Origin of the sequence: Flavobacterium nitrogenifigens (assembly GCF_003254565.1) — a bacterium.
In the GTDB taxonomy this organism is placed as follows: domain Bacteria; phylum Bacteroidota; class Bacteroidia; order Flavobacteriales; family Flavobacteriaceae; genus Flavobacterium; species Flavobacterium nitrogenifigens.
In genome coordinates, this window is the sequence record NZ_QJRI01000172.1 from 130,857 (window position 1) to 156,671 (window position 25,815).

The 25,815-nt window shown below is 32.7% G+C and carries 21 protein-coding genes; 12 read left to right on the forward strand and 9 right to left on the reverse strand.

Annotated features, from left to right (window positions below):
* Positions 1-109 precede the first annotated feature (109 nt).
* From era to DM397_RS09840, 4 genes are all read left to right on the forward strand, one after another.
* Complete coding sequence (gene era, locus DM397_RS09825; RefSeq protein ID WP_111377359.1) at positions 110-991, forward strand: GTPase Era; 882 nt, start codon at positions 110-112, stop codon at positions 989-991.
* 291 nt (positions 992-1,282) lie between these two features.
* Complete coding sequence (gene der, locus DM397_RS09830) at positions 1,283-2,593, forward strand: ribosome biogenesis GTPase Der (RefSeq protein ID WP_111377360.1); 1,311 nt, start codon at positions 1,283-1,285, stop codon at positions 2,591-2,593.
* A 182-nt stretch (positions 2,594-2,775) separates the two neighbouring features.
* Positions 2,776-3,687: a hypothetical protein gene (locus DM397_RS09835; RefSeq protein WP_111377361.1), complete on the forward strand. Its 912-nt coding sequence runs from the start codon at positions 2,776-2,778 to the stop codon at positions 3,685-3,687.
* A 204-nt stretch (positions 3,688-3,891) separates the two neighbouring features.
* The gene (locus tag DM397_RS09840; RefSeq protein ID WP_111377362.1) at positions 3,892-6,645 is read left to right on the forward strand and encodes an outer membrane beta-barrel protein; all 2,754 of its coding nucleotides are present in this window, start codon (positions 3,892-3,894) and stop codon (positions 6,643-6,645) included.
* 107 nt (positions 6,646-6,752) lie between these two features.
* Here DM397_RS09840 and DM397_RS09845 read toward each other — a convergent pair whose 3' ends face one another.
* The 8 genes from DM397_RS09845 to DM397_RS09880 form a co-directional block, all read right to left on the reverse strand.
* On the reverse strand, positions 6,753-7,493 hold the full coding sequence (locus tag DM397_RS09845) for a DUF2490 domain-containing protein (RefSeq protein WP_239457833.1): 741 nt from the start codon (positions 7,491-7,493) through the stop codon (positions 6,753-6,755).
* A 151-nt stretch (positions 7,494-7,644) separates the two neighbouring features.
* The gene (locus tag DM397_RS09850; RefSeq protein ID WP_111377363.1) at positions 7,645-10,191 is read right to left on the reverse strand and encodes a TonB-dependent receptor; all 2,547 of its coding nucleotides are present in this window, start codon (positions 10,189-10,191) and stop codon (positions 7,645-7,647) included.
* A gap of 250 nt (positions 10,192-10,441) precedes the next feature.
* Entirely contained in the window at positions 10,442-10,855 is a 414-nt protein-coding gene (locus DM397_RS09855) for an RrF2 family transcriptional regulator (protein ID WP_008467009.1), read from the reverse strand.
* A gap of 93 nt (positions 10,856-10,948) precedes the next feature.
* Positions 10,949-11,782 (reverse strand): TPM domain-containing protein, encoded by an 834-nt coding sequence (locus DM397_RS09860; protein WP_111377364.1) that lies wholly within the window; start codon positions 11,780-11,782, stop codon positions 10,949-10,951.
* Between the two features lie 3 nt (positions 11,783-11,785).
* Positions 11,786-12,223: a TPM domain-containing protein gene (locus DM397_RS09865; RefSeq protein ID WP_111377365.1), complete on the reverse strand. Its 438-nt coding sequence runs from the start codon at positions 12,221-12,223 to the stop codon at positions 11,786-11,788.
* An 86-nt stretch (positions 12,224-12,309) separates the two neighbouring features.
* The gene (locus tag DM397_RS09870) at positions 12,310-12,894 is read right to left on the reverse strand and encodes a LemA family protein (protein WP_095928713.1); all 585 of its coding nucleotides are present in this window, start codon (positions 12,892-12,894) and stop codon (positions 12,310-12,312) included.
* 34 nt (positions 12,895-12,928) lie between these two features.
* The gene (locus tag DM397_RS09875) at positions 12,929-13,261 is read right to left on the reverse strand and encodes a MerR family transcriptional regulator (protein WP_111364203.1); all 333 of its coding nucleotides are present in this window, start codon (positions 13,259-13,261) and stop codon (positions 12,929-12,931) included.
* A gap of 47 nt (positions 13,262-13,308) precedes the next feature.
* Positions 13,309-14,286 (reverse strand): M23 family metallopeptidase, encoded by a 978-nt coding sequence (locus DM397_RS09880; RefSeq protein WP_111377366.1) that lies wholly within the window; start codon positions 14,284-14,286, stop codon positions 13,309-13,311.
* Positions 14,287-14,562: 276 nt separating this feature from the next.
* On the opposite strand from DM397_RS09880, the gene alaS reads away from it, so the two are divergent.
* Both alaS and DM397_RS09890 read left to right on the forward strand, forming a co-directional pair.
* A complete protein-coding gene (alaS, locus tag DM397_RS09885; RefSeq protein ID WP_111377367.1) occupies positions 14,563-17,202 on the forward strand; it encodes an alanine--tRNA ligase in 2,640 nt (879 codons plus the stop codon).
* Positions 17,203-17,605: 403 nt separating this feature from the next.
* On the forward strand, positions 17,606-17,983 hold the full coding sequence (locus tag DM397_RS09890) for a GxxExxY protein (protein ID WP_111377368.1): 378 nt from the start codon (positions 17,606-17,608) through the stop codon (positions 17,981-17,983).
* A 95-nt stretch (positions 17,984-18,078) separates the two neighbouring features.
* On the opposite strand, the gene DM397_RS09895 is transcribed toward DM397_RS09890, so the two are convergent.
* A complete protein-coding gene (locus DM397_RS09895; RefSeq protein ID WP_111377369.1) occupies positions 18,079-19,824 on the reverse strand; it encodes an ABC transporter ATP-binding protein in 1,746 nt (581 codons plus the stop codon).
* Positions 19,825-20,126: 302 nt separating this feature from the next.
* Here DM397_RS09895 and DM397_RS09900 point away from each other — a divergent pair, with 302 nt between their 5' ends.
* The 6 genes from DM397_RS09900 (at position 20,127) to DM397_RS09925 (ending at position 25,697) form a co-directional block, all read left to right on the forward strand.
* Complete coding sequence (locus DM397_RS09900; protein WP_111377370.1) at positions 20,127-20,864, forward strand: hypothetical protein; 738 nt, start codon at positions 20,127-20,129, stop codon at positions 20,862-20,864.
* A 90-nt stretch (positions 20,865-20,954) separates the two neighbouring features.
* The gene (locus tag DM397_RS09905) at positions 20,955-21,749 is read left to right on the forward strand and encodes a hypothetical protein (RefSeq protein WP_111377371.1); all 795 of its coding nucleotides are present in this window, start codon (positions 20,955-20,957) and stop codon (positions 21,747-21,749) included.
* A 43-nt stretch (positions 21,750-21,792) separates the two neighbouring features.
* Positions 21,793-22,575: a thioredoxin domain-containing protein gene (locus tag DM397_RS09910; RefSeq protein WP_111377372.1), complete on the forward strand. Its 783-nt coding sequence runs from the start codon at positions 21,793-21,795 to the stop codon at positions 22,573-22,575.
* A gap of 260 nt (positions 22,576-22,835) precedes the next feature.
* Complete coding sequence (locus DM397_RS09915; protein WP_111377373.1) at positions 22,836-23,633, forward strand: hypothetical protein; 798 nt, start codon at positions 22,836-22,838, stop codon at positions 23,631-23,633.
* A 397-nt stretch (positions 23,634-24,030) separates the two neighbouring features.
* Positions 24,031-24,663: a hypothetical protein gene (locus DM397_RS09920; protein WP_149229127.1), complete on the forward strand. Its 633-nt coding sequence runs from the start codon at positions 24,031-24,033 to the stop codon at positions 24,661-24,663.
* Positions 24,664-24,758: 95 nt separating this feature from the next.
* Positions 24,759-25,697 carry a GSCFA domain-containing protein gene (locus DM397_RS09925; RefSeq protein ID WP_111377375.1) on the forward strand — a complete coding sequence of 313 codons (939 nt, stop codon included), beginning with the start codon at positions 24,759-24,761 and terminating at the stop codon, positions 25,695-25,697.
* Positions 25,698-25,815: the final 118 nt, after the last annotated feature.

The window sequence follows — 25,815 nt, forward strand, 5'->3', positions numbered from 1 at the left end:
GGTGCAAAGATACGGCGTTTTTTGAGAAATCCAACGAAAACTTAAAAAAATGTTTTATTTTCTGTATTGAGTTGATATGACTACCTTTGCAAAATAAATAAAGCAAAAAATGTCACATAAAGCAGGTTTCGTAAATATTATCGGAAATCCAAATGTTGGAAAATCAACATTGATGAACGCTTTCGTTGGAGAACGATTGTCGATCATTACATCAAAAGCACAAACTACACGTCATAGAATTCTTGGAATTGTAAACGGAGAAGACTTTCAATTGGTTCTATCTGATACTCCAGGAATCATTAAACCTGCATACGAAATGCAGGAATCGATGATGAATTTTGTAAAATCGGCTTTTGAAGATGCTGACATTTTAATCTACATGGTCGAAATAGGCGAGCAGGACCTTAAAGATGAAGATTTCTTCAAGAAAATCATTCATGCTAAGATTCCGGTTTTATTGCTTTTAAATAAAATTGATAATTCAAACCAAGAACAATTAGAACAGCAAGTTTCTTTCTGGAAAGAAAAAGTGCCAAATGCAGAGATTTTCCCAATTTCGGCATTGCAGAATTTCAACGTTCCAGAAGTTTTCGGAAGAATTATCGAATTACTTCCAGAATCACCACCTTATTATCCAAAAGACCAATTAACAGACAAACCAGAGCGTTTCTTTGTTAACGAAACCATTCGTGAGAAAATCTTATTGAATTACGCTAAAGAAATTCCATACGCAGTAGAAATCGTAACAGAAGAATTTCATGAAACCGACAATATTATCAGAATCCGTTCGGTAATTATGGTGGAACGCGATACGCAAAAAGGAATTATTATCGGACATAAAGGTGCTGCTTTGAAAAAAGTTGGAACCGATGCAAGAGCTGATTTAGAGAAATTCTTCGGAAAACAAATTCACATCGAGCTTTATGTAAAAGTGAACAAAAACTGGAGAAGCAATGCTAATATGCTGAAACGATTTGGTTATAATCAGTAAAAATAGTTTTCAGTCGCAGTTTACAGTCTCAGTTTGAAAACTGTGACTGCGACATAGAACTAAAAATACATTAAGAAATAATTGCTGAAAATGTAATAAGTCTTTAGTTTAGAGTCTCATTTTTACTAGTTTTTTACTGAATACTTAAAACTGTGACTGCAAACTAAAAAAAAGACTACCTTTGCAAAAAATTTAAATAAGGCATTTTTGACTTATAATTTATTGTTATATAGTCAGAAAGTGAAATCTTAAATCTAATCCCGATAGCTATCGGGACTAAAATTCAATAAAATGAGTAATAACATTGTTGCGATAGTAGGAAGACCTAATGTAGGGAAATCGACCCTTTTTAATAGGCTGATACAAAGAAGAGAAGCTATTGTAGATTCAGTATCTGGGGTTACCCGTGATAGAAACTATGGTAAAAGCGAGTGGAACGGAAAAGAGTTTTCTGTCATTGATACAGGTGGATATGTTCGAGGGTCTGATGACGTTTTCGAGGGTGAAATCCGTAAACAGGTAGAGCTTGCTATCGACGAAGCCGATGTTATTATTTTTGTGGTTGATGTTGAAGAAGGAATTACGCCAATGGATGAAACTGTTGCAAAATTACTTCGTAAAGTAACAAAACCAGTTTTATTGGCTGTAAATAAAGTAGATAACGCAATGCGTGAGAAAGATGCAATTGAGTTTTATAATCTTGGTTTAGGAGATTATTTCACATTTGCAAGTATTTCAGGAAGCGGAACAGGAGATTTGTTGGATGCTTTAATTGAAGCTTTCCCAGAGAAACCAGAAGTTGAGGTTAAAGAAGATTTGCCTCGTTTTGCAGTTGTAGGACGCCCGAATGCTGGAAAATCTAGTTTTATCAATGCTTTGATTGGTAAAGATCGTTATATTGTTACTGATATTGCTGGAACAACTCGTGATGCAATTGATACTAAATTTGACCGTTTTGGTTTCGAATTTAACTTAGTTGATACAGCAGGAATTCGCCGTAAAGCAAAAGTAAAAGAAGATTTAGAGTTTTATTCTGTAATGCGTTCTGTACGTGCAATTGAGCATGCTGATATCTGTATCTTGGTTATCGATGCGACACGCGGATTTGAAGGTCAAGACCAAAGTATTTTCTGGTTGGCTGAGAAAAACCGTAAAGGTGTTGTAATCTTGGTAAACAAATGGGATTTAGTAGAAAAAGATACTATGTCTACACGTGATTACGAAGAGAAAATCAAAAAAGAATTGATGCCATTTACAGATGTGCCAATTTTATTTGTTTCTGCTTTAACGAAACAACGTTTATTAAAAGCGCTTGAAGCAACAGTTCAAGTTTACGAAAACAGAAAACAAAGAATTGCAACTTCAAAATTCAACGAGTATATGTTGAAAGTAATTGAAGCGTATCCGCCACCAGCGACAAAAGGAAAATATGTAAAGATTAAATATTGTATGCAATTGCCAACGCAAACACCTCAGTTTGTATTTTTTGCCAATATGCCTCAATATGTAAAAGAACCTTATAAAAGGTATTTAGAAAATAAAATTCGAGAGAAATGGGATTTTGCTGGAGTTCCAATCGATATTTATATAAGAGAAAAATAAACGGCATAACTTATTGTCAAAATAAAAATCGCTCACATTCATGAGCGTTTTTTTGTTTTTTATAAAAACAAAGAATGATTATTAGTTAGTGAAAAGAAGAGTAATAACATTGTTAATTTTTAAAAATGGACTTGCATTTAATATTATTTTAAATGAAATTTGTTTGAACTAAAAAATTAGATATGAAAATAAAATTACTGTTAAGTTTGCTTTTTTTTAGCTTAATAAGTTGCTCTAAAGATGATGCAAATAATAATGAAATTGTTGCTCAAGAAACTTCAATGAATATTCTTCTTAATTCAGAAAAGACTAATATTACTGGGAAAGATGTAAAACGAGGAATACTTCCTGTTACTGTTAATTCTGTTGTAATTAAAGTTCAACCTTGGACTACAGGGGGAGGAATTGATCCAACTAGAGTTGCAAGTGTTTTTAATTTTAATATTGTTGCAGATAATAATACTAGTGCAGCAGATGGATTTGAAATAAGAAATTTTAGTACAGGAGTTTCGAGATTATCAGTTACAGCAAATTCTAGTAGCACTGTACAGGAATACGTTTATGGTAATTGGACAAATGAATCTAGTACATTATCTGTTAATGATTTATTCATTAAATGGGAAGCTCAATCTCCTGCAGTTAATTATATATCTAATGCGCAAACCATAAATGCGGTTGCCGGGATAAATACACCTGTATCATTTACTTTAATCCCAACTAATGGGCGTATAATATCAGTTTTCCAATTATCTAATGAATTGAAAGATTGGAATTATAGTGCTAAAGTGCAAACTAAATTTGAAGGAGGTAGCGGTTCAGGAATGGCAAATGTTGATAAAACTCATAATGGTATAACTCACCTTGATGGTTATTACGCTTATCAAGGAGCGCCACTTAAACATTTAGTTAGCATTTTTGATGATAAGGGTGAAAAAGTTGCAGAATATGCTGTCCCAGTAACTGTAGTTAATGGAGAAAGTGTTAATACTATATATACAATACTTTCAGATAAAATACCTGAGGGAAATAAATTGCAAACGACAATATTAGTGCCTGATTTTAAATCACCATTACCAGATCAAAAGGATATTTAATGCATGCCTTTAAGATTTGATGTATGATTTATTAAAAAATATTATAAAAAAAGAGTCCCCTGAATAGGGGACTTTTTTATGTTTTGTGTCTATCTTTATTGTAGTATCATTTTTTTTATTGGCATTATATTTGAATAAATGTAAAAAATACAATTAAACCTTTTGCGTTTTTTTAAGTCTTACTGATCTAACTAACCTAATTTTATGACCAGAATTTATTCATTACTATTGTTTTTAGCTTTTGTATATTCGGCAAATGCCCAAAACAATATCGTTATTAAAGGAACTGTAGTTGATATCAACTCGCAGCTTCCGCTTGAACTCGCGACCGTTTATTTTACAGCCGTAAAAGATTCGACCATTATTGAGTATGCTACAACAGATAAAAACGGAAATTTTATCATCAATACTAAAAAGTATGATAAGCCAGTTTTCTTAAAAGTAAATTATACAGGATATCAAACTTATTTTGAAGAGCAAAAAGCGCTTACAGAAAGTAAAGACTTTGGTAAATTGTACCTGCTTGAAAATGCCAATGTTTTAAATGAAGTGGTAATTAAAAGCGAAGCACCACCAATAACCATTAAAAAAGACACTCTTGAATTTAATGCAGGCTCGTATAAAGTTCGTCCAGATGGAAATGTGGAAACTTTACTGAAACAGTTGCCTGGTTTTGATGTAGATAATACAGGAAAAATTACAGTAAATGGGCGAGAAGTCAATCAGGTTTTAGTCAACGGAAAAGCATTTTTTGATAAAGATGGAGCTATTGCTATTAAAAATCTTCCAGCTGATATCATCAAAAAAGTTCAGGTTTCTGATTTTAAAACCAAAAAAGAAGAACTGGCAAAACAAGAATCAACTTCAGATTATTCGAGTATAAATATTACCATTGACGAAAAGAAAAATAAAGGCTATTTCGGAAAAGTTCTTGGCGGATATGGTTCAGACGAGCGCTACGAAAGCAGTTTAATGATGAACTTCTTTAAGAATAAGCAAAAAATAAGCGTACTCGCTTCATCAAACAATATCAACTCAACGGGATTTTCTATGGATGAGGTTTTTGATAATATGGGAGGCGGACGTAACTCAAAAGGAGGCAGTCAAGGTGCGAGCAGTGGAGGAAAAGGAATTACGCAGTCTACTCTTGCCGGAATCAATTACTCTGATGACTGGACAAAAGATTTGGAATTTATGAGCAGTTACAACTTTACAAATGCTGTAACCAAAAACGAAAGCAAATCCAACCAGCTGAGTTTATTGCCAACAGGAAATATCTTAACCGAAGCAGATTCTAAAACCAGAAATGAAAACACAGGAAACAAAGTAAATTTTGAATTAGAATACAAAATCAATCCTACTACGCAGATTGTTTTTGCTCCTAAATTGAATTTATCCGAATCAAATAGCAATTCGTCTTCTTCGACTTTTTCTGAAAATGAAAATGGCGATGCATTGAACGAAAGTACGGCAACATCGCACACAGAAAGTTCAAATACAAGTTTTGCTAACAGTATTAACTTCAATAAAACTTTTAAGAAGCAATCGCGAAATTTAAGTGTGGTTTTTAATAACAATAACACTAAAAACGATTCGAACGGAATTAATATTTCGGAGACTATTTTTTATCAGGATAATAAACCAAATGATGAAAGAAACCAGAATGCAAAAAACACCTCTAAAAGCGATGCTTATTCACTTGACTTAGAATATACAGAGCCTGTAACAGATTCGTTGAGATTACGTTTCGGAACAGATTTTGACTGGCAAAGTTCTATGAATGATCAAAAAACATTCAATTTTGATGATGCCTCACAAGAGTATTCAGATTTAAATCTATCGTTGACCAATTATACTACATCAAAACAAAATTCTATTACGCCAAAAGTGGGTATTACTTGGCAGAAAAGTAAATTTACGCTGAATGTAAATTCGAGAACGTCGATTGTTGAGTTTGATAATCATTCTTTTTATTTAAATCAAGCTACAGATCTGAATAAGAGATATATGCTGCCTTACGGAACAGCACAACTTCGATACAAATTCAACCGTTCTAAAAACTTAACTTTCAAATACGATTATTCTAATGCTCTTCCGTCGGCAACGCAATTAATGCTAGTTGCAGATTTAAATAATCCGTTAAATAGTGTAATTGGAAATCCGAATCTAAACCCGATTGAAAAAAGTACAGCGGGTATTGATTTTAAGAATTTTGATTTTAGAACGCGTTCTGGCTATAGTTTATTCCTTAAAGGAGATTATTATAACAATGATATCGTTTCGACATCTATATATGACGACAGCGGAAAAAGAAATACGACTTATGTAAATATTTCAGGAACTTATTCGGCTTCGCTTGGAGGAAACTGGAACCAGCAGATTAAAAAAGATGCGCATACTATCAGATATGGTTTACGTTTAAGCGGTAATTATAATTTTGATAAAGGATTTACAAATGCTGTTTTGTATTATGCCAAATCGGTTGTCGTTACGCCAAGTGTTTATGCTTCTTATGATTATGGAGAAGTGCTTTCGATTGCGCCATCTTATAGTTTATCGTATAACGAAACGAGATATGAAAATTATTCAAGAGACGCCACTTCAAACGTAATTCACAGAATTAATTTGCAGACAACCTCATATTGGCCAGCTAATTTAATCTTCGGAAATGACTTTGGATATACTTATAATTCAAATATTTCAGACGATTTCAAAAAAGATTTCTTCCTTTGGAATACAAGTTTGTCTTACGGATTTTTAGATAAAAAATTATATGCAAAAGTGAAAGTATATGATGTTTTAAACCAGAATCAAAGCGCAACAAGAACTATTTCACCAACTTCGATCCGAGATGAAGAAAATACGGTTTTAAAACGATATGTAATGTTTTCTTTAGCCTATAAAATTGGAAACTTTGCGGAAAGCAAAAAAGGAGGAAGGAGACAGAGAGGATCTTAGTCTTTTTAAAGGTCCTGAGATGCTAAGATATTAAGGTTCTAAGGGATAAAGTGACTAATAAAAAAAGAGCAAATCAAAATTGATTCGCTCTTTTTTTATTAGAAAATCTAAAATTTCCGATTAATTCTATGATAAACAGTAAATCGGATAATATCGCGATCATAGAAATCTATGCCACTGGCGCGCCTTTGAAAGTTTTTTAAATACCCCAACTCTAAACCAAGATTTGGATTGAAATGATAGCGTAAAGCAATGTAGAAACGGTTTTGATCAAATGTATTTCTGCGATTGTCTTTTCCGAAATTGAATAAAATTTCATCAGAGATAGTTCCCTTTATGCTTCTGCCTTCTTTTTCCCAAAGGGTAAACATGGATTGTAAACGGTACCTAAATCTGAAAGCATAGGAGAATTCATCTAAAAGTCCGTTTTTGTCTGCTTTTTGAATGAAGCGTTCTTCGAGCTGAAAACGGTTATGAAAAGTGATTTTAACAATATCATTAATAAGAGTAAGGTCTTGCTGTGCACGATATTCTGGAACAGAAAAATCGGGATCAATGTTTGGATTTTGAGTATTCACGCTAAAAAAGGCAAATCCAGCACCAAAATCCATCATTTTAGTCGCTCTGTAACGCGCTTGAGACCGTATAACAAAAAGATTTTCATGTACAGGATTTACAAAGCTTCGATTATCAAATTCAGAATGTAGCGCCCACTTTTCAGATAATGGAAAAATATTATAGTATCGAATCCAAGTCAAAGTCTGATGGTCGATATTTCTTTGATTTTGCCCTGTAATTAACTGGCTAAAAAAGAATAGAGAGAATATAAGTTTTAGGTTTCGGCTCAATTGCGATAAATTCAGGCTGCGAATTTATACAAATGATCCCATTCTTAATTATTTTAAAATCTGTTTTATATTTTTTTTTGTGAAAATAAAAAAAACGAGACACATTAAAATGCATCTCGTTTTTAATACTAAAACTAACTAACCTAACCGCTTACAGTGAATACTTAAATGTAACTCCGTAAGTTCTTTGATCACCAAGAACTCCAGCATATTGACCTGAGTTACCACCTGCAGGCAATAATTGTTCGTAGTAATCTTTGTTTAGAAGGTTTCTGCCCCAAATCTGGATAGATAAGCCTTGCGAAGCACGGAAACCTAAACGAGCATTAAAGATGGCATAACCTTGTACTACTAAATATTTTGAAGCCGAAGGGCTTGAAGAAAATTCAGAACGAGCATATCCATCAGCAGCAAAGAAGATTTTTCCAGCATTGCCAAAGAATCTTGCTTTGTCAGAAAGCTCACCTCCAAGAGAACCAGCCCATCTCGAAGCTCCTGGCAATTCAGTTCCAGAAACATCTTTGAAGGCAACTGGTGCTCCAGTTTCTTCCAACGGAAGTGGTGCATTTGTAAACTTTACATATTTACCATCTGTATAAGTTGCAGCACCATTGATTGTTAAGTGTGAGTTGATTACAAAACTGGCATCCAATTCGGCACCTCTTACGCGTACTTTATCTGCATTAGCAAGATAGCCACGGTTTACACCCAATTCAGCAGCCTGAACGTTAGTTTGAAAATCTTTGATATCAGTATTAAAGAACGTTAAGTTAAAGATTGAATTTTTAAATGGAGATGTTTTCACGCCAACTTCATAGTGGTATACTTTCTCTGGTTTTACCACTGCAAGTTCAGTCATCGGCTGGCCTGCTGAATTTGTTGGAAGTCCAGCTACGTTAACTCCAACAGGTTTGTAGCTTTTAGCAAAGGTACCATAGATATTAATCTTGTCAGACGCTTTATAAGTAAGCGTTATGTTTCCAGAAAAGTCTGTGTTATCTGTATTTGAGTCAAATGCCTGATCTGAGTAAACTGATTTTTTCAAAGCCAATAAGGCTGGATCTGTAGTTTGAAGACCTCCGTAGGTTTTACGAGAATAACTTGCATCTTTTTTATCAAAGTTATATCTCAAACCTGGTAAAATATGGAAACGTTCTGTAACAGCCCAGTCAATTTGACCAAACACGGCAGCACTAGAAGCTCTAATTCTTGCATCAGTATGGATTCCGTAACCTTCAAATAGACCTGGAGTTTTCCATAACGGACTTGTAGTGCTTTGAGAGAATCTCCATTGTGCATTTCCTGATTCTTCTGTACCATCTGTCTGCGATGTTTGATCGATAAAAAATACTCCACCGACACCGCTAATTTTTGATGTTAATTGTCCAGCATAACGAACCTCTTGTGTAATCTGAGTTTGTCTTGTTGGGTTTTGAGATTTAGCTAAAACCTGTAATCCTGTAAAATCTCTATCATTTGACGGATCCCAGTTCCAGAAACGCCAAGCAGTTGTAGATGTAAGTGTTCCGCCTCCAATTTTGGTGTCAATGTTTAACGAAACCCCTCCTAAATCTTGTCCAGAACGCCAAGGAGTGTCATGATCGATCTTACGGTCAAAGGCATTTAAACTTGGCAATTGGTAATTTAAATCTTTAATAATAGCATCAAACTGACGGTATGCAGCTCTCTGAGTAGGAGCAACACCAGCAACAACCTGAGCATATCCGTCAGGACGCTGTGTTGTAAGGTCTCCTGCAAAAGTAATGTTTGTGTTTTCTGTAGGAGTCCATAATAATTGTCCTCTAAAACCTTGATTGTTCAAAGTATTGGTTGGTCTTCCTGTCGCAATGTTATCAATTAAACCATCACGCTGAGTTCCTGAAAAAGATAAACGACCAGCAACTTTTTTTCCTAATGCTCCTGTTATAGAAGCTTTAGCTTGTAAAAATGCATAATTACCATAGCTTAATTCAAAATCGGCACCAGTTGTAAAACTTGGTTTGCGAGAAGTAATGTTAAAAGCTCCAGAAGTTGTGTTTTTTCCAAATAAAGATCCTTGTGGTCCGCGCAATACTTCGATTTGTTCTACATCGATAAAATCTAAAGTAGTTGCTGCTGGACGCGCATAGTAAACACCGTCTACATAGAAACCAACTCCAGGATCGATACCATCATTGGTAAGTCCGAATGGAGAACCTAAACTTCTAATGTTGATTCCAGTATTTCTAGGATTAGAAGAATACAATTGCACAGAAGGAACCAATTCTTTAATACGGTTTACGTTAAACGCTCCCGCTGCTTCAGCTTGTTTTCCTGTAACAACAGAAACTGCAATTGGCACATCTTGTACTTTTTCTATTCTTCTTCGTGAAGAAACTACAACCTCAACAAGTTTATTTTCTTCACGTAAAGTGATTAATAATGGCGAAGCTGGTATGGCTGTAATTTCAAGTTCAGTAGTATTATAACCAATGTATTGAACTAAAAGTGTAAGGGGTAATTTACCTTGTGATTCGATTGAAAATCTTCCTTCAGAATCTGTAATTGTACTAAAAGTTGTTCCTTTAATTACCACGTTGGCAGCTTCTAAAGGAATATTTTGATCTGTTGTAACAACCCCGTCTATTTTTTGAGCAAATGAGATTGAGAATGTTAAAACTGCAAGTATTGTAAATATGTTTTTTATAGATGTTTTCATTTTTATATTAAGTATATGTGATTAGTAGAATTTAAAATTAAATTTTTTTTACCAACACATACACATCATAGATGAAACAGTATTCACAGTTGTGAAATTATAATTATGTTTTTTTTGCAAAAGATTTTGTCCACCTGATTGACTAGAATGTACTTTCATGAGTTAAAATTTTGTAAATGATTAGTTAATTATTTTTGGCAAATATATATAATTAATTCTATCGATTTACTAGACTTTAGAAAATATTTTTTTATTTTTTTACCAGTGAAGCGATTGTGATACCTTCCATAGCCTTCAAAGTTTTGTCTCTAATAAGCATCAAACCGTGACGCAGACTGCATTCTGACTCGGTTTTACAATCAGAGCAAGGCTCATAAAAATTTAAAGAAGCGCATGGCAAAAGTGCAATTGCACCGTCAAATAATCGGTGAATTTCTGCCAAAGTGATGTCATTTTTGGATTTAATTAGATAGTATCCGCCAAATTTTCCCTGCTTACTGCTCACAAAACGACCGCGTTTTAGATCTAACAAAATCTGCTCTAAAAACTTTTTGGGAATATTAGCTCCCTCAGCTATTTCCACAGTTCTGGAAATGTGATTTTCGTCTTGTTCTGCTAAATAAAGTAAGGCCTTAAGGGCGTATTTTGCTTTATGTGATAACATCTATTAATAAATTGTAAAATGTAAATGTATGATATTTTAAGATTGAAACCTAAACTTGAAACCTCAAACAAAGAAAATTAGAACCAGAATAAATTACCAGCCTCCGCTAGATCCGCCACCAGAGAAACCTCCACCGCCAAATCCGCCACCGAAGCCACCGCCTCCGCCAAAACCACCACCAGATGATCCGCCACCGAAACCTCCAAATCCGCCACTGCTTCTTCCAAGATTACTTAAAATAATAGCGTCAAGTAGGCTAGGGCCACCACCGCCATTGTTGCCAGAATTTCCTCCTCCTCCTCTTTTATTTCGAGAAAGTAGAATTAATACGATTACAACAATTACAATAAATGGAAGAATAGGGAAGTCTTGTCCTTTTGCTTGTTTACGTTCGCCTTTAAATTTTCCTTTAAAAACATCAATAATGGCATCAGTTCCTTTATCAAGACCGTTGTAGAAACTTCCTGCTTTAAATTCCGGTATAATGATGTTTCTGATAATTGCTCCGCCAATACCAGCCGTTAAACGATCCTCAAGTCCGTACCCTGGATTGATGGCAATTTTCTTCTCATTTTTAGCTAAAAGAATGACAACTCCATTATCATCTTCTTTGGTTCCTCCAATTCCCCAAGTTTGGCCCCATTTTGTTGCTAATTGGCTTACATCTTCTCCTTTTAAGCTTTCAATAGTGATAATTACGATTTGAGTGGTAGTCGAATCGGAGTAACGAATTAGCTTTTCTTCTAATTGCGCTTTTTCCGTAGAGCTTAAAATGTTAGCGTAATCGTAAACAGAAGTTTGAAAACTTGGCTTTGCTGGAATCTCAAATTGCGCAAAAATAGCATTGCTGATAAATAATGCGATAAATAAAAAAGTAATCTGAAAAATTCTATTGGAATTTGGGATTTTAATTTTGGAATTTTTCATTATTTATCCTTTTGAGATTTCGTTAGATAGTTCGTTTACATCATCTTCCTGAGAAGGAAAATATTTTTTAAGCTGTTCGCCGGCATTCAAAATGCCGTCAACAATTCCTTGTTTAAAATTGCCAGCTTTAAAGTGATTCACCATAATGTCTTTGGTGCAATCCCAAAAATCATTAGAAACTAAATCATTAATTCCTTTATCTCCACAAATCACAAAATTTTTGTCTTCAACGGCAAAATAGAGCAATACGCCATTTTTCAGTTTAGTTTCGTCCATTCGCAATTCATGAAAAACTTCTAAAGCCCTATCAAAATGGACTTTAGAAGTTGTTTTTTCTATATGTACTCTAATTTCGCCAGAAGTATTATTTTCGGCCGTGCGAATAGCTTCAACAATTTCTTGTTCTTCTTCTTTGGTTAAAAAATCTTCTACTTTTGACATGGAAATTATTTTAGAGTTTAGATTGTAGATTTTAGATTGCAGATTAAATCTGAAATCTAAAATCGTTAATCAAAAATATTAAATCTTTAGAATTTTACTTCAACAGGTTTATCTGCTCCAGTAGAAGCTTCAAAGTATGGTTTCTCTTTGTATTCGCTCAAGAACCAGTTGTTTGGAATCTTTAAAACATATCCGTTGTAAACTTGTACCGCTTCGTTAAAACGTGTTCTAGCAGTTAAAATCTGGTTTTCAGTACTTGCTAGTTCATCTTGTAATTTCAAGAAGTTCTCATTAGCTTTTAAAGTTGGATATTGTTCAACAGAAACTAATAATCTTGATAAAGATGAACTTACTCCGCTTTGAGCTTGGTTAAATGCTGCTAATTGCTCAGGAGTTACATTGCTTGGATCAATTGTTACTGAAGTAGCTTTTGCACGAGCTTCGATTACAGCAGTTAAAGTTCCTTTTTCAAAATCTGCAGCACCTTTTACAGTGTTTACTAAATTCCCAATAAGATCATTACGTCTTTGGTAAGCCGTTTGAACATTTCCCCATTCTTTATTTACAGCTTGACTGTGTTGTAAAGCAGTATTTTTAATACCAATCGACCAAAATGCGATAATAGCAATAAGTGCTACAATAATTCCTACAGGGATTAACCACTTTTTCATGTTTGTTTTGATTTAAGTTTATTTCTATTTTTAATTACAATTCGTTTTTTATGTCGTTCAGTTGCGTTTTTATCGACTCTAATTTACGTATTATTTCGAATTTATCTAACGTTTTCTTCTGGCCTTCTTTTAAGTGTGTTTTGGCACCTTCAAGTGTAAATCCTCTTTCTTTAACTAAGTGATAAATCAATTGAAGATTGGTAATATCGTCTGGAGTGAACATTCTATTTCCCTTTGCATTTTTTTTAGGTTTTAGAATGTCAAATTCGCTGTCCCAAAATCGTATCAAAGAGGCATTGACATTAAAAGCTTTGGCAACTTCGCCAATACTGTAATATCTTTTGTCTTTAGAAAGTTCAATATGCATGGTTCGTTTTTTTCTATTTTACTTCAAAAATAGTATTTTTTGTACTATTAATCTAATGATTGATTTTCTTGGTTTGCCATTTGTGAAATTGCCACATATTCTACAGCTGAAATATTTCCATAATAAAAATTTAGCGGATTCACTACTTTACCGTCTTTATGAACTTCATAATGGCAATGCGGACCTTCAGATCTTCCTGTGCTTCCAACATATCCAATCACATCACCGCGTTTTACTCGTTGTCCAGGACGGCAGTTGTATTTGCTCAAATGCGCATATAAACTCTCATATCCAAAACCATGCCTGATCACTACGTGGTTTCCGTATCCAGAGGCAGTGTTGTCAGCTCTTTCTACAACGCCATCTCCTGTTGCATATATTGGCGCGCCTGTATTGGCAGTGAAATCCATTCCGTTATGCATTTTTCTCACTTTCGTGAAAGGGTCAATGCGGTATCCAAAACCTGACGCGACACGCTTTAAATTTTCATTTCGAACTGGCTGAATGGCAGGAATAGCCAATAATAAATTTTCTTTAGCTCCAGCTAATTTTAAAATTTCGTCTAAAGATTTAGACTGAATTGCCAGCTGCTTCGATAATTTGTCAACTCTTTTTGTTGCATTCAAAACCAATTGAGAATTGTTGTATCCTTCTAGCGCTTTGTATTTATCAGAACTTCTAAAACCAGCTTTTCGAATTGAATCTGGAATTTCAGCTTTGTTAAAATATACGCGATAAATATTATTGTCACGTTCTTCTAATGCGTCTGCGGCGGCATCAATTTCATCCAGTTTTTTATTCAAAATGGCATATTGAAGCTTTAAATTTTCAATTTCACGTGCCTGTAAACGATCTTTTGGAGTTTCGAAATAAGGGGTGTTAATTAAAAGAACAAAAACTAAAAAACCAAATAGAGCCGATGCCAGTAAAAACAGTAGTGCGTAACCTATTTTTATTCTTTTTCTGGTTTTTATTTTTGTATAAGCCAGATTTTCTGGGTCGTAATAATATTTTACTTTCGCCATATTTTAAAATACGCTATTTTTGCACCTTGTAAAATGAGTTAGTCGAATAAAACTGCTAATTGTTTCAGTTATTCGACACTTTTTTACGAGGATTAATGATTAGATATTGGGGCTATTTTATCATTAGATAATGCGCAAAATAGGCAATTTATTGTTTAAAATATAAGTTTTTTAATTTCATTATAAAAAACTTAACGTATCATCAAATGAATAAATTAGCTAATCATCTAGTTATCAAATTGACACATTAAATTGACACATTTTTCTAATTTAAATATGAAATCACAAGACGTACGTAAACAATTTTTAGATTTTTTTGAGAGTAAAGGGCATACTATTGTTCCTTCAGCTCCTATTGTTCTTAAAGACGACCCAACCCTAATGTTCAATAACTCGGGAATGGCCCAGTTTAAAGAATTTTTCTTAGGAAACGGAACTCCAAAAAGTCCAAGAATAGCCGATACGCAAAAATGTCTTCGTGTTTCAGGAAAACACAACGATCTTGAAGAAGTAGGTATTGACACGTACCACCACACCATGTTCGAAATGTTAGGAAACTGGTCTTTTGGTGATTACTTCAAAAAAGAAGCGATCAACTGGGCTTGGGAATTATTGACAGAAGTGTACAAAATTCCAAAAGAGAATCTTTATGTTTCTGTTTTTGAAGGAAGTAAAGAAGATAACGTTCCTTTTGACCAAGAAGCTTGGGATATCTGGAAAACTTTAATCGACGAAGACCGAATCATTTTAGGAAATAAAAAAGATAATTTCTGGGAAATGGGTGACCAAGGACCATGCGGACCTTGTTCTGAAATTCACGTTGATTTACGTTCTGAAGAAGAGAAAGCTTTAAAACCAGGTAAAGAAGAAGTAAATAATGATCACCCACAGGTAGTTGAAATCTGGAATAATGTATTCATGGAATTCAACCGTAAAGCTGATGGATCTTTAGAAAAACTTCCAGCACAGCACGTTGATACCGGAATGGGATTTGAGCGTTTGTGTATGGCTTTACAAGGAAAAACATCAAACTATGATACTGATGTTTTCATGCCTTTAATTAGAGAAATCGAAACCATTACTGGAGCAAAATATACAACTAATGATGTAACAGGCATTAGTGAAGAACAAAATAAAATGAATATTGCTATTCGTGTAGTAGCAGATCACGTTCGTGCGGTAGCTTTTGCTATTGCTGACGGTCAGTTGCCTTCTAACACGGGTGCAGGATATGTAATTCGTAGAATTTTACGTCGTGCAATTCGTTACGGATTTACCTTCTTAGGAACAAAAGAGCCGTTTATTTTTAAATTGGTTGAAACTTTAAGCGAACAAATGGGAGAATCATTCCCAGAAATCAGAACGCAGAAAGCACTTTGTTCGAATGTAATTCGTGAAGAGGAGAATTCATTCTTGAAAACATTAGATCAAGGATTAGTTCTTTTAGATGCTGTAATTTCAAATAACAATACAGATACTGTTGATGGTAAAAAAGCATTTGAATTGTATGATACTTACGGATTCCCAATTGATTTAACAGCTTTGATTCTTTCTGAAAGAGGATTGAAATTAGACGAAGAAGGATTCCAAGAACAATTACAATTACAAAAAGAAAGATCTCGTGCAGCCTCTAAAGTAACTGCTGGTGACTGGAATGTGCTTGTAGAAGATGATATTCAGGAATTTGTTGGATATGACAGATTATCACAGCAAGTAAAAATCACTAAATATCGTAGAGTTGAAAGTGCAAAAGACGGAGAAATTTTCCAATTGGTTTTCAATGCAACGCCATTTTATGGAGAAAGCGGAGGACAAACGGGAGATAAAGGATATTTAGAAGCTCAAAACGGAGATATCGTTTATATTATTGATACTAAAAAAGAAAATAACCAAACGATACATTTAGCAAAATCGTTACCAGAAAACCTTACGGGAACTTTTAACGCGGTTGTTGATGCAAATCAAAGAGCTAAAACTTCGTCAAATCACTCGGCTACGCACTTGTTGCACCAAGCTTTACGTAAGATTTTAGGAACTCACATTGAGCAAAAAGGTTCGATGGTAAGAAATGCTTCATTACGTTTCGACTTTTCTCACTTTGCTAAAGTTACTGATGAAGAATTAGTAGAAGTAGAAAATTTCGTAAACGCAAGGATTCGTGAGAGTTTGCCATTAATCGAAAAAAGAGCCATTCCGAAAGAGCAAGCACTTGAAGATGGAGCTATTGCTTTGTTTGGAGAGAAATATGGAGATTTAGTTCGTACCATTAAATTTGGTGATTCTGTTGAATTATGTGGAGGAACGCACGTTGCCAATACATCTGATATCTGGCACTTTAAAATTGTTTCTGAAGGAGCTGTTGCAGCTGGAATTAGAAGAATTGAAGCGATTACAAGTGAAGCAGCAAAAGAGTATTTTGAGTCTCAGGCTGTTTCTTTAGCAGAAATTAAAGAAGCGCTTAAAAATGCTCAAGATCCAGTAAAATCTATTTTGGCTTTACAAGATGAAAATGCTCAATTGAAAAAACAATTGGAAGCTTTATTAAAAGATAAGGCTAAAAATATGAAAGCTGATTTGGCTAAAGAATTGCAAGAAATCAACGGAGTTCAATTCTTGGCAAAACAAGTAGACTTAAATCCAGAAGGAGCAAAAGATTTAGCTTATGAATTAGGTGGTTCTTATAACAACTTATTCGTTGTTTTCGCTACAGCTCATGAAGGAAAACCAATGTTAACTTGTTATATCTCTAAAGAAATTGTAGCTGAGAAAAACCTAAACGCAGGACAAGTAGTTCGTGAATTAGGAAAATACATCCAAGGTGGAGGAGGAGGTCAGCCTTTCTTCGCAACTGCTGGAGGTAAAAATGTTGACGGAATTGGCGAGGCGCTTACTAAAGCTATCGATTTCCTGAAGTAATTTTTTTTTGATCTCGCAAAGACGCAGAGTCGCAAAGTTTATTTTTTAAGCTTTGCGACTTTTTTTTTAAGTTAATTTAATCTTTAAGATTTTTTGTTAAGTTGATGGTGTTTTTAATCTCGCAAAGACGCAGAGTCGCAAAGTTTGTTTTTTTAAGCTTTGCGACTTTTTTTTTAAAGTTGATTTAATCTTTAAGATTTTTTGTTAAGTTGAAAGTGTTTTTAATCTCGCAAAGACGCAGAGTCGCAAAGTTTATTTTTTTAAGCTTTGTGGCTTTTTTTTTAAGTCAATTTAATAGTTAAGATTTTTTTGTTAAGTTGATGGTGTTTTAATCTCGAAAAGTCGCAGAGACGCAAAGTTTTTAAATTTTATTTTTGTAAGTTTATACTTTAATTTTATGAGAATGAATGAGAATGAAATTTCAGCTGTTGTGGTTGATGTTTGTTATAAAATACATGTCAAATTAGGACCAGGATTATTGGAATCAGTTTATGAAGCGATTTTGTTTCATGAATTAATTAAAAGAGGATTAAGTGTTGAAAGACAAAAAACGTTGCCTGTTATCTGGGATCAAATAAATTTGGATATTGGATTTAGAGCAGATTTAATAGTTGAGAATAAAGTAATTCTAGAAATTAAATCAATCGAACAATTGACAGATGTTCATGCAAAACAAGTTCTAACATATCTCAAAATCACAAAAATGAAGTTAGGTTTACTAATTAACTTTAACGTACCAATTATCAAATTTGGAATTAAAAGAGTGGTTTCAAATCTTTAATAAGCACTTAAAAAACTTAAATAAAAAAGCAGAGTCGCAAAGCTTAAAAAATAAACTTTGCGACTCTGCGTCTTTGCGAGATTCTTTACGCGCATCTACTTACGCTCCCCAATCTGCTGGCGCCACATAGCGTAATAAAGACCTTTTTCCACAATTAAATCATCATGTTTGCCTTGCTCAATGATTTTACCTTGTTCCAAAACAAAAATTCTATCAGCATGCATAACTGTTGATAAACGGTGAGCTATTAAAACTGTGATTCGGTTTTTGTCTGATATATTTCTAATAGTTGCATTAATTTCTTCTTCTGTAATAGAGTCCAAAGCAGAAGTTGCTTCATCAAAAATCAATAAATTCGGATTTCTAAGAATAGCTCTTGCGATAGATAAACGCTGTTTTTCACCGCCTGAAACTTTAATTCCGCCTTCACCGATTGTAGTGTTTAAGCCGTCTTCAGCACGTCTTAAAAGTTTGTCGCAGCTTGCACGTTTTAACGCATCATAAAGTTCTTCGTCAGTTGCGTTGGGTTTAACGAATAACAAGTTCTCGCGAATTGTTCCAGAGAATAATTGTGCATCTTGCGTTACAAAACCAAGCTGTTTTCTTAAATCAAGTAAATCAATTTCAGTTGAATCAATATTATTATATAAAACCTGTCCTTCTTCTGGAGTATACAAACCGACTAATAATTTTACTAAAGTGGTTTTTCCAGACCCAGATGGACCAACAAAGGCAACAGTCTGACCTTGTTTGATTTCGAAATTGATATTTTCAACCGCTTTAAATTTGGCAGTTTTGTGCTGGAAACTAACATTTTCGAAAAGCAATTTCTGAATGGCGCCAATATGTTTTGGCGTTTTCGGGCGGAATTCTTTTGGAGCGTTCAATAAATGCTTGAAGTTTTCCATCGAAACTTTTGTCTCATTTAGAGCAATAATAAAGTTCCCTAATTCTTGTAAAGGTCCAAAAATGAAGAAAGTAAAGAATACCATTGTCAATAAATCTCCAACGATAATTTTTCCTCCAAATAAGAAATAATACAAAGCAAAAACAACGCAAGTTCTTAAAAAGTGTACTGTTGTTCCCTGAATAAAACTTAAACTTCTAATGAATCTGATTTTCTGTAATTCTAATTGAAGAATCTTAAACGTATTTAAGTTTAAACGTTTTTCTTCCTGATAGGTCAAACCAAGACTTTTTACCAATTCGATATTTCGTAAGCTTTCGGTAGTAGAACCCGCCAATGCATTGGTTTGATTCACAATTTTTCGAGAAACAATTTTGATCTTTTTTCCTAAATATAAACTTACTAAGGCAATAATTGGCGCTGTAATTAAAAAGATAATCGAAATTCTAAAATCGATTCTTGCTACATAAACAATTACGAAAATGAATCCGATAATAGTCTGGAAAATTAAAGAAATAGAAAGTGTAATCAGTTTTTCTGAATCGATTCTAACTTTTGTCAGTTTGCTTAAAGTTTCACCGCTTCGCTGATCTTCAAATTCGGCGTAAGGAAGATCAAGAGATTTTTTGATTCCATCAGTATACATTTGCGCACCGGTTCTCTGAATTACGACGTTGGTAAAATAATCTTGAAAATTTTTGGTAATTCTGGAAATCATGGCAGCACCAAGCGAAAGACCAAGCCAAAAGGCTAAAGATTTTATAAATCCGATTTCGTTTCCTTTGTATTTTGCAATTCCGACACCGCAATCCTGCATTAATTTACCTGTAATTACGGAGTCTGACAAACTGAAACAAATGTTGATAGTAGCCATTATCAACGCAAAAAACAAGAGCATTTTGTGTCTGATAATGTAGGTATATAATAATTTCATAAAAGATTTTAAAAAAGTGGAAGATGCAAAAATAAGGAATTGTTTTAGTTTGTGAAGTTCCTTTTTGTTATTAAAAATGTAATTTTTTTGATAAATTAAAATATAAGAAAAAAGTTAAGTATTTGTACGTGTTTTCCATTTTTTGCTTTTTTAAAATAGGGCAATTGTTGTGGTTATTTTGTTTACAAACAATATGTTAGAAATGTTTCAAGTGTATTGTTTGTTTCAAATGAGGAAACCCGTAAGGTTTTGATTTTTGGTTGCATTAAGTTTGTGTCGATAACAAATTTAACCAAATCAAAATGAAAAAAATTTTATGTCTTTTTGGAGCTTTAACGTTACTGTTAGCTTCTTGTTCAAGTGATGATTCTTCTTCAGATTCTTCAAATGTGTTACTTAAAAAAACAGTTGTTACAAATTCTGATGGAGAAAAATATACTACAAACTATCAATATGATGGTAATAAAATTGTCAGTGCTATAGACGATACAGGTGATGCAAACTTGTATTATACTTATACAGGAGATTTAATCACTAAAATAGAGTTTAAATATCCTGACGGGACGATAGACCAGATAAATACTTTTTCTTATAATGCCGAAGGTAAATTGACAACTTTTGTTAGAGTAGAACCAAACATGGATTGGGGACATAAAGAAGTTTATACGTACAATGCTGATGGTACAATTTTGGTTACGTCATATTCTGGAGATAGTGAAACTCAAACTGGTGAAGGTGTTACATCAACAATCAAATTTGTAAATGGCGAAGTAAGTGAAATCCTTGCAATTACAGCAAATCAAACGAATCATAAATATACATATGACAATAAAAACAATCCTACAAAAAATATTTTAGGAATGGATAAAATTGCATTTGTTGATGGAGAAGGAAATGGAGTTAAATTAAACATTTTAACAGATACAGTAGATGGTGATTTATGGGGAAATAGCACTTTTACCTATAATGATCAAGGATACCCAACTAAAGAAGTTAATACAGGATCTGATAGTTTAGGCACAACTGAATATTTTTATTAATACTTGAACAAGTTTATTAATATTATAAAAAGCCAGTTGCAAATGCTTCTGGCTTTCTTACTTTTGAAAAGTATAACTAATCTCTCAATTATGAAAAAACAATTATGGCTATTTGGTGTTCTAGCTTTGTTATTAACAGCATGTTCTAGTGATGAGAAATCTTCTTCGGAAGAAATTGACTCTACTCTGCCTAAAAACATTTCTTATATTTATCCTTCTCCCGAGTTAGGGACAAATTCTAAGACTACGGCTTCTTATAATGGAAATAAAATAGTTAGCCTTCTAAAGGATGATTCAAAAACAGTATTTACTTATGATGGAGATGTAATTGTGAAGCAAGAAGAATTTGATATAGAAAATGGAAAAGAAATCAAAAATGAAGAAGTTTCGTATAGTTATGAAAATGGAAAACTAAAAACGAGAGTTTTTAGAGAAAGGATAAGTGCCGAATATCCTGACGGTTATTTTATTGAGAAGGTGGTTTATACTCATAATTCCAATGGAACCGTTTCTTACATTAATTATACGGTTGATAATGTAAAGAAAACTGAAAGTAAAGATGGAGAAGGAACTTTAACTTATAAAGATGGAAACCTAATAAAAGAGGAACAAAAGTCTGGCTCTTCAACCGCAACATTAGTTTTTGAATACGATTCCAAAAAAAATCCTCTCAAAAACATACTAGGTTTCAATTTGTTACTAAACGAAATTGATGGATTTGGGACTAACAATATTGTAAAAACTACAAGAACAACAACTGAATTTCCGAATCCATCGGTTTATTTAACTACTTATATTTATAATGAGGCTTCATATCCAACAAGACATACTTCATTTGATGGAGGTGGCAAGAATATTGAATACGAAATAGAATATGCTTATTAAGAAATCTCAGAATCTAAAAAAAACACAAAAGCCAATATAAATCATGAAAAAACTAATACCGCTTTTTGGAGTTTTGGCACTACTATTAGTATCATGTACCAGTGATGAAAATTCTTCTCTTGACGCAAAAGATGATACATTTCCAAAAAGTATTATAACTACTTATTCGGGATCTCCGTCCGATACTACTTTTATCACTTATAAAGAAGATAAAATTGAAAGTATGACCACTAAAAAAAACAAAATTTACTTTTTTTACGAAGGAGGATTGATTCAATCAAAACAGTATTATGAGATTGTTCAAGGTAAAGAAAGTAAGACTACAGTTGTAACTTATTTTTATGAAAACGGAAAACTAGCCGCAAGCAAATTTATTAGTAGCATTAGTATAGATTATCCAAATGGGAAATTTACAGGTAGAAATGTATATACCTTTATATCGGATACATTAATTAAAGAGCAAAGATTTGATACAGATCAATTTACAAATATTGAAAAAGAAAGCGATACCTATGATATGCTGATCTATAAAAATGGAAATGTAAGAAGAAGAACCACTGTAAACGCCAAAACATCACTTGATATGTATACGCAAATTTATGCGTATGACAATAAAAATTCTCCATTTAAAAACATTAAAGGTGTCAATTTATTAATTGCTGATGAGATGTCTTCAAGCAATAATATTTTAACAATTTCAAGTAATACAAATTTTGTTTACGATAAAAACACTTATGAATATAATGATAAAGAGTATCCAAGTTTAAAAACTTATTATAAAGGCGGGGGAGAACAAGTATCAAGTACAACAAAATATTTATATTAAAAAAACAAATACTTCTGTCTGTGTTTTTTTGTATCTATAATTTTGGTTTTTGAGTAATTAAAAAATGAGAACAAACAATTTTTTTATGTTTGTTTTTACTTTTTAAATATTTTTTCGCGAGAAATTTAAGTTATATTCGGTTTGTTTTCAGTGTGTTGTAAAATGTTAAAACGAATTTGAATTCTTAATGTGGAATCCCGTAAGGATTTGATATTTGGTTATGCTACGTTTGCACCATTAAGAATTTTAACCAAATCAAAATGAAAAAATTATTATGTCTTTTTGGTGCTTTAGCACTAGTTTTAACATCTTGTTCAAGTGATGATAATAAAGAAGAAAGTGCTATTTTGCCAAAAACAATTAAATATTCTAGTGTAGCATATCCTTCAGAGAATTCTACTCGTGTAGCAACTTACAATGGTACTAAAATTGTAAGCATGAAAGATGAAACAGGAAGAACTGATTATACTTACGATGGTAACCTTGTGGTAAAAGAAACTAATTATGATACTGAAAGCGGTAAAGATATTATTAGCGACATAACAACTTATAAATATACAAACGGAAAGCTTACAGAGTCTCTATATGCAGAAGGCTTTTCGACAGAATTCCCTAATGGAGAATACAATAGCAGAATAGTATTTACGCATAACGCAGATGGAACAGTAAAAAGAGAGCGCTACAATGTAAATGGTACTATAGAAACAAAAAGTGTTTATTCTGAAGTGTTGACTTTTGCGAACGGAAATCTAGTTAAAAGTGTACAAACAGATTCACAATCAGATAGTGTATTTACAGCTGAATATGAATATGACAATAAAAACAATCCATACAAAAACATTGCAGGATTCAATTTGCTAATAGATCATAGTGAGGGTGAAGGTTCTGTATTTAGTTCTGTGAACAATATTGTTAAGTATACAGCATCTTATTCAAATGAAACACCAAAAGTATACAAAAGCGAAATCGTATACGATGCAAATAATTTCCTTTCAAAAGTTACTAATTTCCAAAGAGACGGAATCACACCTGCTGAATCTTTTGAGTTTACTTATTAATTAAAAGCATACTTTAATTATAGAAACCAAATACTTTTTGTATTTGGTTTTTTTTATATCTATTTTTTAGATTATTTTACAATTAAAAAATGAGAACGAAAGATTCTTTTTTTTCTTTTAAAGATTTTTTACAAAAAAAATAACATGTATGTTGTTTGTTTTCAGTGTGCTGAAAAATGTTAAAACGAATTCGAATTCTCAATATGGAATCCCGTAAGGTTTTGATTTTTGTTTGTATTACGTTTGCTTCAATAACAAATTTAACCAAATCATAATGAAAAAAATTTTATGTCTTTTTGGAGCTTTGACGTTAGTATTAACGTCTTGTTCAAGTGATGATTCATCTTCGTCAGATTCTAATGACAGTAAAAATATTAAACCAACCAAAATAGTTTATATGGATACTGATAATAAGGTAGTATATACAACAGATATAAAATATGACGGAAATAAAATAATTAGTGCAACTGATGACGATGGATTTGTATTGAAATATACTTATACAGGTGATCAAATTACAAAAGTTGAAGAGTTTCAATCTTTTACAGTTCTTTCATTGACAACAGAATACACTTATCTTAATGGGAAATTAAATACTGAAATTAAAAGATTTCCTAATGAAACCCATTATTTCGAAATAAAATATACTTATAATGAAGATGGTACAATTTCTTGTGATGGAAAAGGAATGAATTTGCCAATAGGTCAAAGTAGCTTTTTATCTGAAAAATATACTTTAAAAAATGGTAATGTGGTAAAGATTCAATCTATTTCGAATGGTCAGGTAGATGGAACAAGCCAATTTGAATATGATGTAAAAAAGAATCCAATGATTAATATTTTAGGAATGAATCTTTTGATAAGGCGAATCGATTTAACGCTTAATAATACGGTTAAAGTTACAACAGTTGCAGATTCATCCACTAAGGAAGTTACATATTCGTATTTGTATAATAATGATGGTTTCCCTACTGAACAAAAACGATTTGACGGAACAAAGTTAAGTTACACAATGCTATATACATATTAATTTTGCCACTTTAAATTAAACAAAAACCAAATACTTCTGTATTTGGTTTTTTTATTGGTTAAAATTGGTGAAATTCGTGTTTAAATTTAAAAATCATGCAATTCAGAACCCAAATACCCATTTCAAAAAGTAATAATCCGATCAATTACGATTCGAAAGTACTTTCTGTTGGTTCTTGTTTTGCAGAAAACATGGCGGAGAAGTTTGATTATTTTAAATTTCAAAATGAAACAAATCCGTTTGGAATTATTTTTAATCCGGTTTCTATTGAGAAAATATTTAGCAGAATTTCTAAACAAGAATGGTTCGAAGAAAAAGATGTTTTCTTTCATAACGAACGCTGGCATAGTTTTGAAGTTCATTCCGATTTAAGCAATTCTGATCGTCAGGAATTATTAGAAACACTTAATAAAGCTGTAACAGAAACTCACAAACAATTAAAAGAAGCCACTCATATTATTATCACTTTTGGAACTTCGTGGATTTATAGAAATCTTGAAAAAGACGAAATTGTAGCCAATTGCCATAAAGTGCCACAAAAACAATTTTCAAAAGAATTATTGTCGCCAGAAATAATTCAAAAAAGTATTCAAAATACAATTGAATCTATTCAGGCTTTGAATTCGAATATAAACTTCATTTTCACGATTTCTCCAGTTCGTCATATCAAAGACGGTTTCGTAGAAAACCAATTGAGCAAATCGCATTTATTTACAGCTTTGCATCAAGTTTTAAAAACTCATAACTATTTTCCTTCTTACGAAATCATGATGGACGAACTTCGTGATTATCGTTTTTATAACGAAGATATGCTGCATCCCAATCAGATTGCGATAGATTATATCTGGAAGCTTTTCAGTGAAAACTATGTTTCCGAAGATAGTGTTCCCGTAATGAAAGAAGTAGACGAAATTCAAAAAAGTTTGCGTCATAGAAGTTTTAATCCAGAATCAGAACAGTATCAAAAGTTCTTAGCAAAACTACAGCAAAAAATATATGTCTTAGGCGAAAAATTGCCACATATTAAATTCTAAAACTAAATTATGAAACTCAAAACACTGAGATTAATTTACTGTAGGTAATATCTTGCTTTTTGTATATTTGCTTTTACAAAATAAAGTAAAATTTTGATTTTTATTTTAACTCTAAATT